14 protein-coding genes and 1 riboswitch are annotated in these 14887 nt (G+C 35.2%); all 14 genes read left to right on the top strand.

What is annotated here, in order from left to right; genetic code table 11:
- The first annotated feature begins 8 nt into the window (after positions 1-8).
- The 14 genes from DFR79_RS01370 to DFR79_RS01435 all read left to right on the top strand — a co-directional run bounded on the left by DFR79_RS01370 (position 9) and on the right by DFR79_RS01435 (position 14817).
- Entirely contained in the window at positions 9-641 is a 633-nt protein-coding gene (locus DFR79_RS01370; protein WP_133513701.1) for a response regulator transcription factor, read from the top strand.
- Positions 642-729: 88 nt separating this feature from the next.
- Positions 730-839, top strand: a riboswitch (SAM riboswitch).
- 90 nt (positions 840-929) lie between these two features.
- Complete coding sequence (locus DFR79_RS01375; protein WP_133513702.1) at positions 930-1952, top strand: methionine ABC transporter ATP-binding protein; 1023 nt, start codon at positions 930-932, stop codon at positions 1950-1952.
- Complete coding sequence (locus DFR79_RS01380) at positions 1945-2619, top strand: methionine ABC transporter permease (RefSeq protein ID WP_133513703.1); 675 nt, start codon at positions 1945-1947, stop codon at positions 2617-2619. The genes DFR79_RS01375 and DFR79_RS01380 overlap by 8 nt, the downstream gene beginning before the upstream one ends.
- Positions 2620-2755: 136 nt before the next feature.
- The gene (locus DFR79_RS01385) at positions 2756-3544 is read left to right on the top strand and encodes a MetQ/NlpA family ABC transporter substrate-binding protein (RefSeq protein WP_133513704.1); all 789 of its coding nucleotides are present in this window, start codon (positions 2756-2758) and stop codon (positions 3542-3544) included.
- Between the two features lie 131 nt (positions 3545-3675).
- Complete coding sequence (locus DFR79_RS01390; RefSeq protein ID WP_133513705.1) at positions 3676-3969, top strand: YkvA family protein; 294 nt, start codon at positions 3676-3678, stop codon at positions 3967-3969.
- A gap of 154 nt (positions 3970-4123) precedes the next feature.
- A complete protein-coding gene (locus tag DFR79_RS01395; protein ID WP_208107472.1) occupies positions 4124-4501 on the top strand; it encodes a GntR family transcriptional regulator in 378 nt (125 codons plus the stop codon).
- Entirely contained in the window at positions 4494-5195 is a 702-nt protein-coding gene (locus tag DFR79_RS01400; RefSeq protein ID WP_133513706.1) for an ABC transporter ATP-binding protein, read from the top strand. The genes DFR79_RS01395 and DFR79_RS01400 overlap by 8 nt, the downstream gene beginning before the upstream one ends.
- Positions 5192-5953, top strand: a complete 762-nt coding sequence (locus DFR79_RS01405) for an ABC transporter permease (protein WP_133513707.1) — start codon at positions 5192-5194, stop codon at positions 5951-5953. The genes DFR79_RS01400 and DFR79_RS01405 overlap by 4 nt, the downstream gene beginning before the upstream one ends.
- A 12-nt stretch (positions 5954-5965) precedes the next feature.
- On the top strand, positions 5966-7108 hold the full coding sequence (locus DFR79_RS01410) for a DUF4097 family beta strand repeat-containing protein (protein ID WP_133513708.1): 1143 nt from the start codon (positions 5966-5968) through the stop codon (positions 7106-7108).
- Positions 7109-7235: 127 nt separating this feature from the next.
- The gene (locus DFR79_RS01415; RefSeq protein WP_133513709.1) at positions 7236-7814 is read left to right on the top strand and encodes a TetR/AcrR family transcriptional regulator; all 579 of its coding nucleotides are present in this window, start codon (positions 7236-7238) and stop codon (positions 7812-7814) included.
- A gap of 1 nt (position 7815) precedes the next feature.
- On the top strand, positions 7816-9117 hold the full coding sequence (locus DFR79_RS01420) for a TolC family protein (protein ID WP_133513710.1): 1302 nt from the start codon (positions 7816-7818) through the stop codon (positions 9115-9117).
- Positions 9107-10630, top strand: coding sequence for an efflux RND transporter periplasmic adaptor subunit (locus DFR79_RS01425; protein WP_133513711.1), 1524 nt, complete (start codon positions 9107-9109; stop codon positions 10628-10630). Before DFR79_RS01420 ends, DFR79_RS01425 begins: the two co-directional genes overlap by 11 nt.
- A complete protein-coding gene (locus DFR79_RS01430; RefSeq protein WP_133513712.1) occupies positions 10630-13707 on the top strand; it encodes an efflux RND transporter permease subunit in 3078 nt (1025 codons plus the stop codon). Before DFR79_RS01425 ends, DFR79_RS01430 begins: the two co-directional genes overlap by 1 nt.
- A gap of 207 nt (positions 13708-13914) precedes the next feature.
- Complete coding sequence (locus DFR79_RS01435; protein ID WP_133513713.1) at positions 13915-14817, top strand: hypothetical protein; 903 nt, start codon at positions 13915-13917, stop codon at positions 14815-14817.
- Positions 14818-14887: the final 70 nt, after the last annotated feature.

Below are 14887 nucleotides of genomic sequence, written 5' to 3' on the forward strand. Positions count from 1 at the left end.
GGATTATAATGAAAGTTCTAATTGCAGACGATCACCCGCTTTTTATAGAAGGATTAACAAATTTATTAAAAGCAGAAGATTTTATAGAAATTGTTGCTGTGGCTCATAATGGTAAGGAAGTTGTCGAACTAGCACTTGCTCAAAAACCGGATGTAATCTTAATGGATATTTCTATGCCTATTTTAAATGGAATTGAAGCAACTAAGGAAATAAAAAATAGATTGCCAGAGTGTAAAATTTTGATTTTAACAAGTTTTGAAGAGGAAGATAGTTTATTTACGGCAATTAAAGCCGGTGCTTCTGGATATTTACTTAAAAGTTTGAATGGAGATGAACTTTTAAATAGTTTATCGGATATAAATGAAGGGAAAAACCCTTTTTCTGCAGGTTTAGAGGAACAGCTGCTCGAGCAATTGCAAAAAAATATGATGATGCAGGAAGAACGCGATTTATTATTTAGAAAATTAAGTGAAAGACAGCTAGAAGTAGTGAAATATCTATCAAAAGGCTTAACTTATAATGAAATTGGAGATAAATTGTATTTGAGTGAAAGAACAATAAAATATCATATTGAACAAATAAAGGAAAAATTAAATATAAAAACTCAAAGTCAAATTATTTCTTTAGCAGATAAGTATTAATAATTAATTGTAGGTAAATTGGATAGCTTTTTACTTGACAGAACTAAAATTGAGTGATACACTTTTATATAACTTAAAAAGAAAATAAAAATCATCAAGAGCGGTGGAGGGACTGGCCCTTTGATACCCGGCAACCTACTTAAAATCTTTAGTAAGGTGCTAATTCCAGCATTTCCAGAAGGGAATGATAGATGAGAGGCAATTAAATCCTCTCAGGAGGATTTTTTTCATTTCTAACTGCTCTTGATATTTGGAGCAGTTTTATTATTTTTTAGAGGGTGATGAGCATTGATAAAAATTGAAAACTTAACTAAACACTATTATGCAGCCCAGGGGAGAGTTGAAGCAATCAATGGTCTCAATCTGGAAGTTGATGATGGTGAGATATTTGGAATGATTGGACCCAGTGGAGCCGGTAAAAGTACTCTGATTCGAATGCTTAATTTACTGGAAAAACCTACTTCGGGGACCATAAATATTAATGGGACAGATTTAACAGAACTCAGTTCTCAGAATTTGAGGGCAGCCAGACAGAAGATAGGTATGATTTTTCAGCATTTTAATCTTCTGTCTTCACGTACAGTGCTGGGCAATGTAGCCTTCCCCCTGGAAATTGCAGGAGTGGGAAAGAAGAAGAGAAGAAAAAAAGCGAAAGAATTAATTGAACTTGTAGGCCTATCAGACCGGGCAGATCACTATCCGGCCCAGCTATCTGGAGGTCAGAAGCAGAGAGTTGGTATTGCTAGAGCTCTGGCAAATGATCCGGATTTACTTTTATCTGATGAGGCCACTTCTTCTCTGGACCCGGAAAGCACAAAATCTGTACTTGAACTTCTGGGAGAAATCAGGGATGAGATGAACCTGACAATCATCTTAATTACTCATGAGATGGGAGTAATTAAAGATATCTGTGATCGGGTTGCTGTTCTGGAAGCCGGGCAGATAATTGAAGAAGGTTCGATAATTGATATTTTTTCTAAGCCGCAAAAAGCATTGACCAAAAAATTTATCAGTTCAGTTATTGATTTTGACTTACCTGAACGTATAATTAAATATGTTAAAACTGAAAGACCGGGAGAATTAATTAGAATTTCTTTTGTTGGCGAAAAGACTCATGATCCCTATATTTCTGATCTGGTAAAACATTATTCAGTTGATGCAAATATTTTATATGGAAATATTGATGAGATTCAGGGAGTGCCCTTTGGTACCCTGGTTTTAGATCTGGAAGGACAGCTAACTAATATTGAAGAAAGTATTGCCTATCTAAAAAGCCAGGGCTTGAGAGTTGAGGTGTTAGACAATGTTTGATTTGATTACAGAATTAGCCCGCTACAATGATTTAATGATCAGCGGTTCTTTAGAAACTTTATATATGGTGGCAATGTCATTATTTTTTGCGATTGTAGGGGGAATTCCACTCGGAGTTTTAACTACGATTACCAGACAGGGTCATATACTGCCCAATAAGCCGCTTAATTTTATCCTGGATGGGATAATTAACATCGGGCGCTCGATTCCTTTTATTATTTTAATGGTTGCAGTTATTCCTTTTACCCGGATGATTGTGGGTACTTCTATTGGAACCAATGCTGCAATTGTACCCCTTTCGCTGGCAGCTATTCCCTTTATGGGAAGAGTTACAGATAATGCTATTTTAGAAATTGATCAGGGAGTGGTAGAATCAGCTCAGTCCATGGGCGCCAGTCCTTTACAGATTGTGTTTAAAGTATTATTACCAGAATCACTGCCGGCAATTATTCTCGGCCTGACCCTGACTGCCATTAGTTTAGTCAGTTATTCAGCGATGGCAGGAGCGATTGGCGGAGGTGGTCTCGGCGATATTGCAATCCGCTATGGATATCAGCGATTTCAGCTGGCTGTTATGCTGGAGACTATAGTTATCCTGGTGATTATGGTCCAGCTGATCCAGTATGCAGGGAATCAGATAGCTTCATTTTTTGATCATAAGGCTTAACTGGTTAAGTATTTACTATTTTCAAACTAATACTTAAGATATTATTGAGTAGGAATAAGGAATTTTTTCTGGCAAAAACACACAGAGCCAGAATTAATTTAATAAATTTATAACAAGTAGAAGAGGAGAGATAATTATGTTAAAGAAAACAATTTTAATTTTAGTGCTTTTAACTTTCGTGTTTGCTGGTGCTGTTCAGGCTGATAATCATGTACTTAAGATTGGTGCAACTCCTGTACCCCACTCTGAGATTTTAAATTTTATTAAGGATGATCTTGCTGACAAGGGAGTTAAATTGGAAATAGTTGAGTTTACTGATTATGTAACTCCAAATATTGCTTTAAGTGATGGCAGTATTGACGCTAATTTTTTCCAGCATGTACCTTATCTAAAAAGGTTCAATGCTGACCGCGGTCTGAATTTAGTTTCGGCAATTAAAGTTCATGTTGAGCCAATTGGTTTATATTCCAACAAATATACAAGTTTAGAAGAAATTCCAGAAGGTGCTTCAATTGCTATTCCAAATGATCCATCTAATGAAGGCCGGGCTTTAATTTTACTGCACAATAATGATCTTATTACCCTGGATGATCCAACAAACTTAAGTGCAACTCCAATTGATATTGTGGAAAATCCAAAAAACTTAAACTTTGAAGAATTAGAAGCAGCACAGCTGCCAAGAGTTTTACCTGATGTAGCAGCAGCAGTAATCAATACTAATTATGCTTTAGAGGCTGATTTGAATCCTCTGGAAGATGCTTTAATTATGGAAGGTAGTGACTCACCGTATGTTAATGTAGTTGCTGTTAGAAAAGGAGACCAGGACAGCGAAAAAATTCAGACTCTAAAAGAAGTTATTCAGTCTGAGAAAGTTAAAGAATTTATTCTGGAAAAATACGAAGGTGCTGTAGTACCAGCATTTTAATTTGAATTTAGAAACTTAATTTAAATATTGTTAAACAGAGGGAGCAGTTTTCAGGACTGTTCCTTTTTTGTTTTTTAGCAAAAAATGGTGTATAATAAAGAATAGAAAGCAGAAAAACTGAGGTGGAAATTATGAGTAAAAGCCTGGCAGCTGTGGTAAATATAATTCGTCTTATGAAAGACTCGGATGTAAAAATAAGCAAAAAGGCACTATTTTTAGTACCTCTTGCCTACCTTATTTTCCCTTTTGATCTGGTGGGAGATTTTTTTCCAATTCTGGGTCAAATTGATGATGTTGCAGTTTTTGTAGTAATGTGGCCTATTTTAAGAACTATTTTAAAAAAATATCAGAGTGGGGATCCAGAAGTTGAAAAAGAGAAAAAGGATCCAGAAGCTATAGATATTGATGATTATACAGTTGAATAATAAATAGATAACTCTACAGCCTGAATCAAGGTTGTAGAGTTTTTTTATTTTTGGAAAATAATTTTTAAAAAACCTTGACAAGACAAATTAATGGGATTATAATAACAGTGTACCAGTTAACTAGTGCACTAATAAATAAGAGAGGAGGAAGCAGATGGATATTGATTTTAATGCCGCCTATCCGATCTACGAACAGGTAATAGACGAAATAAAGAAAGAAATAGTAAGAGGAGAATTAAGTGCCGGAGATAAACTTCCGTCACAGAGGAAACTGGCTCGAAAAATTGATGTTAATCCAAATACGGTTCAGAGGGCATATAGGGAGATGGAACAGCGGGGGCTTGTGGAAACCAAAAGAGGTAAAGGCACATTTATAAAGGATGATGATCAGGTAATGGTAGAAATAAAAAAAGAAATGGCTGCAACAGCAGTTTCGAATTTTATAGACGAAATGATTTCACTGGGATTTGAAAAGGAAAATATTTTAAGTAAAGTTGAGACTAATCTCAAAAGGAGGGACGATAATGAATGAAAATATAATTGAGGTCAGTAATTTGAAAAAGAAATTTCCCGGGGTCCAGGCTCTTAAGGGTGTAAATCTAAATATACCTGAGGGAATGATAACCGGAATTGTAGGGCCCAATGGCAGTGGTAAATCGACCATGTTAAAGATTATCAGTGGTTTGATTGTCAAAGATGAGGGGCAGGTAAATATTAATCGGAAAAATAAGCAGAGACATTTAATGCAGGATATTGCATTTTTACCGGAGATTAATCATCTTTACCGCTGGATGACAATTTCGGAGATGATAAGATTTCACGAGGATCAATTTTTAGATTTTTCCCCTGAAAAAGCAAATGAGCTGCTGGATTTTATGAATCTTAAACTGGAGCAAAAAATTAATAATCTTTCCAAAGGGATGGTGGCCAGACTTAAATTAATTTTAGTTTTAAGCCGTTCTGCAGAAATTTTAATTCTGGATGAACCTCTGGCTGGTATTGACCCAGCTTCGCGAGAAAGAATATTGGAAAGTTTAATCGGCGAATTTGATTCAGCCAATCAGAGTATTATTCTGGCAACTCATGAGATAATAGAAGCAGAAAGATTTTTAGACCATGTAATTTTTATGGAAGCAGGAGAGATATTACTTGAAGGTAATGCTGATGATTTAAGAGCAGAAAAAGGAAAATCGATCAGAGAATTAATCGGGGAGGTATTTGAATGAGAAGTTTACTATCGTTAATTAAAAATGAATTTAAGCAGTTAAATATTTTAATTATAGTTTCAGCACTGATTATTGCAGCCTGGGAGTGGTTTTTACTGACCAGAACAGAGCACTGGCCTCCAGGTGTAAGTTTTGGGCTTGGCTTTATTCCGTTATTTTTTCTGCCGCTGATTATGATCTTTCTGGGCTATAATTCATATCGCAGTGAATGGGGTAATAATACCATTTATTTATTAAAAATTCTGCCCCGTAAAGGTTACGAAATTAATTTTGCCAAGTTTTTTCCTACCTTTGTTTACAATTTAATTTTAAGTGGAGCCCTGATTTTAGTTAATCTTTATTTCCACCAGGATTTTTTAGCAGGAGTATTTCGTCAAATACCGGAAATGCTGGGAAGAGAAGTATTCAGGGAATTTTTAATTCTTGCTTATCTCTCTTATTTAATTACAGGAATTCAAATGTATTTAATTACCCAGTTTTCGTATATCATTGCTTCTTTTTATAATCGTTTTCGACTTTTAATTAGTATTTTAATCTTTATCTTGAGCCATTATTTCATTCTGCGAGTTGGAGGTTTTTTCAATTATTTATTTAACTGGCTGCCCGATTTTCCGGTCACTGTCTTTATGGAAAATCCAGCTGGAGTAACAGAATCCACAATTTATATTGGCTCGGCGCCCTTTGTTGTGATTTTGCTGCTCATGACCGGATTGTTCTTTTTAAATTCCCGCTTAATTGCTTCTGATGTCGATGTATAAAAGGAGGATAAAATGAGTAGAAAAAAATTGATTACTTATCTATTAATTATTTTAACTTTAGTGATGATTGTAGACGTTAAATATGTTCGTTCGGATAATAATTTATTTGAAGGTTTGATTACAGAATCAATTGAGGAAATGATAGGAGCTGAAAATAATTTCTTTCAATATAATTATAATCAGGAAAGTATCAAAGCCGAAAAAGAGGGAAATTTAAGGCTGGGAGCAGACTTTTTAAGAAAAAATGAAGAGATTAACAGCTTCAACCTGGAAAATGAGTTTGGCAGTATTCAGCTTCAGGGAAGTAAGAATCAGGAAATAAATATTGACTATACTCTCAAGGTCCATGCTGAAGATAGAGAGGCAGCAGAAAAATTTATTCAGGATTTAGAAGTCATCTATAATCTTGAGGGATCTAATTTAGAAATCAGTTTAAACCGAAGTCAGACAGAAACTCCCGAACTGATTAAAGTAGTTGAGATCGACTACAAAATCACTGTTCCCGAGGATCTCCAGACAGAATTAATTAATAATTACGGTAAACTTCAGGTTCAGAATTTAAAAGCAGAAGTAAATGGCTCCAACCGCTACGGCAGTACCCGGATCAATAATATAGATAGTGCAGTAGTTCTGAATCTGGCATATGGTGAATCCAGAATTGATAATTTGGGTTCTACTTTAGAATTAGATTCCTCCTATGCAGAAAATACCATAAATAGGGTAGCAGGTAATTTCAAGTTAGAAAGCGCCTATGGCTTTAATAAAATTTCTAATTTAGAGTCTGCTCTGATTATAAACAGCCGTTATGGTGGCGCAGAAATAAGCTCAGCCGCAGATATTGAGATCAACAGCAGATATACTGGCTTTAAAATTAGTGATGTTGAAGGCAAAATAACAGCTGATTCGGAATATGGAGAATTTCAATTAAGTCAAATTGAAGATCTGGATTTAGAGCTGAGATATGCTGATGTAGAAATTACTTCTCTTCCGGATTATGAGCTTTACAGTTATGATCTTAGTACAGAACATGGAAATATTAACGCAGATTTTGCTGCTTCGAGTAATGAAAATAAAGAAGAACTAAACTACCAGGGTCAGCAGGCAAAATATAAAATAATAATAAATTCTGAGTATGGAGATATAAATATTAATTAGTTTTGCTCTCTTAAAACTCTAATCAAATTCTAATCGACCGAACGGTTGACAAAAAAAATATTTAGAGTTATAATAACTACTGACCGGTTAGTCGAGGAAAATTTCATTAGAATTTGAGGAGGCTTTTATGGCCGAGGATACGAGAAACAATATACTAAAGTCAGCTGTTAAGCTTTTTTCTAAAAACAATTATCATGCTGTCTCTATGACAGAGATAGCAAATGGAGCAGATATCAGCAAGGGGACCCTTTACTGGCATTTTGACAGTAAAGAGGAATTATTTAGAGAAATTGCGATTGGTGGAATTAATCACTTTAATAATCTTTTTCAAGATATCGCTCAGAAAGATGTTAGTAGTGATAAAAAGATTAGAGAAATAGTTAAATGTGTATTGGAAACCCTGATTAAACATTTAGGGATAATGGATGTATTTAGGAACAATGTTGAGTTGATCAGCAGAGATTTTAAAGACACACTTGAAACAAAACACCAGGAAAATATAGAAATTGTGACCCAAATTGTTGAACAGGGTATTAATGAGGGCTCAATAAAAAGTGAGGACCCCACTGATATTTCAACAATGATCTTATCAGTCCTGTTTACTCCCCATACTAAGGAGTTATTAGACAATGCAGAAAAGGTCGAGAAAAAAATAAACTTTATTTATGATTTTATAATGAATGGGATTAGCAGAAAGGAGCAATAAGATGAAAAACAAAATGAAAGTTATTACAATGTTTTTAATTGCCTTAATTTTTTTATCTACTCCTGCTGTAATGGCAGCAGAGGAGATCGAGTTAGAAGAGGCTGTAAAGATTTTAATTGAAGAAAATAGGACATTAAAAAATGCTCGTAAAGACATTGAAAAGGCAGAAAAGGACATAGAACTGGCTCAAAGATCTTACTTTCCAACTCTGGACCTGCAGACTTCCTATACTAAAATGGACGAAGGCCAGCAGACTTTACTCGGGACAGGTTCTGATGAAAATTACAGAACTTCTGTTTCTTTAACTCAGCCACTCTGGCTGGGGGGAAAGGTTTCTATGCAGAAGGAAATTGCTAATTATAGTCTGGAAATTTCGAGAACTAAATATGAACAGAGTGTAGAAGATCAGATATTTTCTCTAGTTCAGGCCTATTATGGAGTTCTGCAGGCTCAGGGTATGGTAGAAATTAGAGAAGAAGCTCTAGATATAGTAAATGAACACTTAAGAATAGTAAAAAATAATTTGGAGGCCGGGATTGCGATTCGTCGTGATTTACTGCAGAGTCAGATAGAGCAGAGAAATGCTGAAGAGGATCTGACCACAGCTAAAAATGATTTACAAATTGCCCGGAGGCGGCTGGCTCAGCTTTTAACTACAGAGAAAATATATGAGCCCAGTGATCCAGAAATCAATTTTAAACTGGAATTAGAACAGCAAAAACTATTTAACACAGCATTAGCAAATGATCCCCAGCTTATGATTTTGGAATTAAATAAAAAGATTATTAAATTAAGACAGAAGTTAGAAGGGCAGTATTATCGTCCCAGTGTTTCTCTCAATGGTTCTTATGACTGGCAGGGTCCAGAATTTATGGACGAAAAAAGCTGGTCGATGACTCTAGGAGTGAATGTCCCTCTTTATGATGGAGGTAAAGGTAATGTTAATGCCGAAAAACAAGAGTTAGAATTAGAAAAAGTAGCTAATAATCGAAATGATTTATTAGAGAATATAGATATAGAGGTAGAGGAATCTATTTTAACTGTCAAAGAAAATAAAGAGGCAATTGAGTTAGAACAGCTTTCTTTAGAAAATGCTGAAGAAAACTTAGAAATAGCTAATAAAAGTTATGAGGCCGGGGTAGCAAGTAACACTGAGGTAATTGATGCTCAGAGTACTTACAATCAGGCTCAGATATCTTTATTACAGGCAGAATATGATTATGAAATAGAGTTATTTAAAACAATATATAAAAGTGGCCGCTTAAAAGAATATTTTGGAGATGTGATAAATAATGAAAAATAAACATAAAACTCTTAGTTTTTTAATAATTTTACTTTTGCTCAGTTCTCCCGTACTGGCTCAGCAGGAGACCCAGATTGTGGAGACTACAGAGTCAGTCGTTGATGATATAAGTTTAAATGAACAGATAACAGGAATCCTGACACCAGTTAAAAATGTGAATATTCCAGCTCAGGTTGGAGGAGTAGTCGATCGTGTAAATATAGCTCTTGGTGATCGAGTTGAGGCAGAAGCTGAATTAATTAAAATTAATGATGAAGCGCTTAGAATCAGAAAAAGACAGGCTCAGGCTGCCCTGGATAGTGCTCGTGCTAATTATCAGCAGCTCAAAAATGGAGCAACCGAAGAAGAACTGGCCAGAGTTAGAGCTTCCTATGAAAATGCAAAAGCCAGTCTGGAAAGTGCACAGACCAATTTGAAATTAATGCAGGAATTGTATCAGGAGCGCCGAACCCTGGAACAGCAGCTGGTAAATGCAGAACAGCAGCTCAATAATGCCCGGCAGCAGCTTCAGACTTCAAAACAAAACCTGAATCAGGCGGAAATAAATTACAATCAGGCTAAAAGAGAATATGAACGCTCTAAAAATTTATATCAAGATAATGTCATTTCGGAAAAAGCATATGAAAATGCAGAAAGTGCTTATAAAAATGCAGAATCAGTATATAAAAGTGCTCAAATTTCTGTTGACCAGGCCGAGACTTCTCTGGCAGCAGCCAAGAAAAACTATCAACTAGCAAAGGAAACTTATAATAATCCTACCTCTTTAAAACAGCAGTTAGAAAATGCTCGCAGTCAGGTAAATAGTGCCCAGACAAATTTAAAAGTGGCCAGGGCTAATTTGGAGGAAACAGAAAGAGGTCCCAGAAAAGAAAGAATAAGAGCAAGTCTGGCCTCAGTTGAACAGGCAGAGGCAAGCCTGGCAGAAATTGAAGATCAGATTGCTAAAACACAGATTACTGCTCCTTTTTCCGGTTTAGTAAATAAGGTTACTATTGAAGCCGGGGAAATGATTGCTTCCGGACAAATGGTTGTTAATTTAATTAATATTGATCAGTTATATGCTGAGATCAATGTAACTTCAGCCACAGTTTCTGCTATAAAAAAAGATGATCTGGTTGAAGTAAAAGCCGAAACTATGCAGCATTATATTCAGGGGAAGGTAACTAACATTGCTCCTGCTGCAGATCAGGCCAGCAGAACTTTTCTGGTAAAAGTTAAAATTCCTAATCAGGATCACAAATTAAGAGCTGGAATGTTTGCTGATGTAAAAATTACCAAGGGAAAATCTGGCTCAGCAGTAGTGGTTCCAATTGGGAGTATTGTTAATCTTAATAGTGATAACCCCTATTTATTTGTAGTAGAAGCCGGAAAAGCAGTAAGAAAAGATATAAAAACAGGAATCATCACTGACAGTCGAGTTGAAGTTTTAGAAGGACTGAAGGCAAAAGAAAATGTTATAATTAGGGGTCAAAGCAATTTAGAATCTGGCCAAGAGGTTGAGGTGAGAAATTAATGAAATTATCCGATTTCTCGATAAAAAGATCAGTAACTACTGCAATGATTATTTTGATGGTGCTTTTGATTGGTTCAGTAGCACTTTCCAGATTAAGCCTTGATCTTTTTCCAGATATCACCTTTCCAGGTGCAGCAATAATTACAAGCTATGAAGGTGTTGGCTCAGAAGAAATAGAAAATTTAATTACCAAACAGATAGAAAGTTCAGTGGCTACTGTTGAAGGGGTTGAAAATATTACTTCCACTTCTTCGAGAGGAACATCTACAGTTGTGGTAGAATTTAACTGGGGACGAAACATGGATTTTGCTGTTCAGGATTTAAGAGAACAGGTAGAATTAATTAGTAGTACAGTTTTACCTGAGGATGCTGGCAGCCCAATGATTTTTAAATTTGATCCCTCTATGATGCCAATTATGAATTATGGTGTTTCAGCAGAAGGTTTAAAAATTAATGAGTTAAAACAACAGGTTGAAGACGAATTAATTCCCCGTTTAGAAAGAATTTCTGGTGTTGCTCAGGTAAATATGCAGGGCGGGTTGACAAGAGAAATAATTGTTTCTCTTAAAAGAGATAAGTTAATCCACTATAATCTTGATTTTGATACAATTACAAATATTGTGCGGGCTGAAAATGTAAATGTTTCTGCAGGTGATGTACTGCAGGGAAATAAAGAATTTTTAGTTCGAACAATTGGTAAGTTTTCAAATCTAGATGAAATTCGAAATATAAATATTCCGGTTGGAAATAAACATGTTAAGTTATCCGATGTAGCAGAAGTCAGGGATGGATTTGGAGACTTATCTACTATTTCCAGGACTAATGGAGAGAGAAGTCTTTCTCTGTCAATTCAAAAGCAGACTGATGCCAATACTGTAGAGGTCGCCGGCTTAGTTAGGCAAGAAATTGATCAGATTCGTAAAGACTATCCCAATTATAGTTTTGCTCTTGCAATGGATCAGTCTGAGTTTATAGAAGATTCTATTGCCAGTGTAAGTCAGAATGCTATTCTTGGTGGTCTGTTAGCTGTAATTATACTTTTCTTATTCCTGAGAAACATTCGCAGTACGATAATCATTGCTACAGCAATGCCGATTTCCATTATTGGTACTTTTATTTTAATGTATTTTGCTGGTGTTAACTTAAATGTTATTTCTTTAGGTGGACTTGCTCTCGGGGTAGGTATGCTGGTTGATAATGCGGTAGTTGTGCTGGAAAATATTTATCGATATCGGAGCCTGGGTGAGGGTAAAATTGAAGCGGCCCGCGAAGGAGCTTCCGAAGTAGGAATGGCAATTGCAGCCTCAACTACTACCACAGTTGTTGTATTTTTACCAATAGTGTTTGTAGAAGGTATGGCCGGGCAATTATTTAAGGATCTGGCATTAACGGTGGCTTTTTCTTTAATTGCTTCTTTAATGGTGGCCTTAACTTTAATTCCTATGCTGGCTTCCAAGATTTTGAAAATAAAGCCAGAAGAATTAAAGCGGAATAAAGAAGAGGGCAGAATAAAAAAGGTTTATAGAGGTGCACTCAGCAGCGCTCTTAAACACCGCTGGATTTTTGTTGTTTTAATATTAGTTTTACTAGTGGGCAGTTTTGCTTTAGTTCCTCAATTAGGATTTGAATTTATGCCCAGTACAGATCAGGGAGCATTTTCTGTCAGCTATGAACTTCCAGTAGGAACTGCTTTATCTCGCACTAATGAAGTTTCAACCGAAATAGAATCTATACTAATGAATATAGAGGAAGTGAAAACAGTAATTTCTACTGTTGGAGCTGGAGGTCAGATGATGTCTACCTCTACCAGCAGTCATATGGGGAATATAAGTGTTGATTTAGTTGATCTAGCCAAAAGAGATCGGTCAACAGCTCAAGTAATGGAAGCAATTAGACAAAAAATTAGGATTCCCGATATAGATCTCACTATCCAGGAACAGCAGGGTATGGGCGGAGGTGGCGCTCCGGTCAATGTCAAACTTCTTGGTGATGATTTAGATGTTTTAAAACGTGAAACTGCAAAAGCTGTTGCAGCAATAGAAGATATCGAAGGATTGAGAGAAATTGAGGATAGCTTTTCAGAAGGACAACCCGAATATCAGATTAAGGTTAAGCGCTCAATTGCAAGCCGTTTTGGTTTAAATGTAAGTCAAATTGCAAACACAGTTAGAACGGCAATTAATGGAAGTACTGTAACAAGATATCAAGTTGCAGGTGATGAATTTGATATCAGGGTTCGTTTAGAAGAGGATCAAATAGAACAGCTCTCTCAGGTGCCAGAACTTAATATGCAGACACCAGCTGGCCAGATGATTCAATTGAGTCGAGTAGCAAGTCTGGAAATCACTGAAGGACCAGTGGAGATTTTACGAAAAAATCAGCAGCGTTATTCCGAAATAACCGCTGATATTCACGATGTGGATCTTGGTACTGTCATGACAAAAATTCAGCAGCGTTTAGCAGATCTCGAGTTACCTGATAATTATCGCTTTAGCTATGAAGGTGAATTTGCGGATATGCAGGAATCATTTAGCAGTCTGGGGATGGCTTTTGGACTGGCTGTTATTCTAATTTATATGGTTATGGCTTCTCAATTTGAATCACTAGTTCATCCATTTACAATCATGTTTACTATTCCTCTGGCTGTAATTGGTGTTATCTTTGGTATGTATCTTACCAATTCTATAGTTTCCGTGGCTTCTATATTAGGTTTAATTACTCTGGCCGGGATAGTTGTTAATAATGCGATAGTTATGGTTGATTATATTAATCAACTTCGCAGAAGTGGTACAGAAAGAATTGAAGCCATTATTACTGCAGGAGTAGTAAGATTACGGCCAATTATGATGACAGCTCTAACAACCATTTTAGGTTTGCTTCCAATCGCAATGGGTATTGGAGAAGGTTCCGAATCAACTCAGCCGATGGGTATTGTAATTGTTAGTGGCTTATCTTTTGCTACTTTCTTAACTCTATTTGTGATTCCTATTTTTTACTCTTTAGTTACAGATTTAAGATCGATCGTAGTTGCAAAAGTAAAAGGGATTTCAAAAGAAGAAGCATCTAAACTAATTTAATTAATAAGGACCCGGGGAGTTTGCAAAGCTTCCCGGGTTTAAAAAATTGACAAAGTAAAGTTAAAGGATTATAATGTGACTATAAAGTCACATGACTTAAAAGTCACATTAATTCAGAGATTTATTTCAATTAAAAAAGGATAAGGAGTCAATGCCCAGCAGCAGTAGACTTTTTATTCAATAAAATTGAGATGAGGGGGGATTTAAGTGAATAATGCCTATAGTTTAGTAATTAATTTTCTTGATCAGAATAATAAAGTTGACTATCAAAAAATTAAACTTTTGCTGGCTAATAATTTAGAGCGCGGCCAAAATAATTTTTACATTAAAGCTAACAATCTTGATTATTCCCGATTAAGCTGCAGTGATAAAAAAGAATACTATAAAAATATAATTAAACTAATGCCAGCAGAATCAGAGTTTAAAATTGAACTTAACTTTAATTCTCTCAGTGATATAAAAGTAATGATTGACGAGTTAGATAAAATTGAAAAAGATTTTGATTTAGTAATTAAAAGTCCATCTATGACTGAAGAAACAATGGGTTCTTATTTTGAAGACTATGCAGCTTATCTTAATTTTATAAGCAGCAGCAGAAATTTTTACATAAGTATTAATACCAGACTTTTATCTTTAATTGATAGCGAAACATTGATGGAAAAGACTAAAAAATATCAGCTTATCAAAGGATTTGTAATTAATCCTGTTTATCCTTATGACCTGGATTTTGAAAAATTCACTACCTTCAAAGAACGGTATAATGGGCGATTTAAATTTTTAGCAACTGCTGATGACTTTTATTTTTTAAACCTTAATAAAGGAGTTAAAACGATTAGTAAACATCTAAATTTATTGCCAGATCTCTTTAAAAAAATAAATATAGAAGTTAAAAATAATAATTTAGATACAGCCAGAGAATATCAGCTGATTTTAAATGATTTTATTAATACAATTAACAATTTTGGAGAAGAAGTGGCTTTAGAATACCTGCTATCAAGGTATTTAAGCTTTGAATTTAGTTCCAATAAAAGATTAACAAAAAGTGAAAAGTTAATTTTAGAATCAGAATTTAAAAAAATAAATAACAGAGATTCCGCAAATGATTTTTAAAAAATAAGGAGAATACCGTTCAAACAGTATTCTCAGCAGTAGTACCAAAATAAAGAATATTAGAAATATT

This window comes from Halanaerobium saccharolyticum (assembly GCF_004362045.1).
Lineage (GTDB): Bacteria > Bacillota > Halanaerobiia > Halanaerobiales > Halanaerobiaceae > Halanaerobium > Halanaerobium saccharolyticum_C.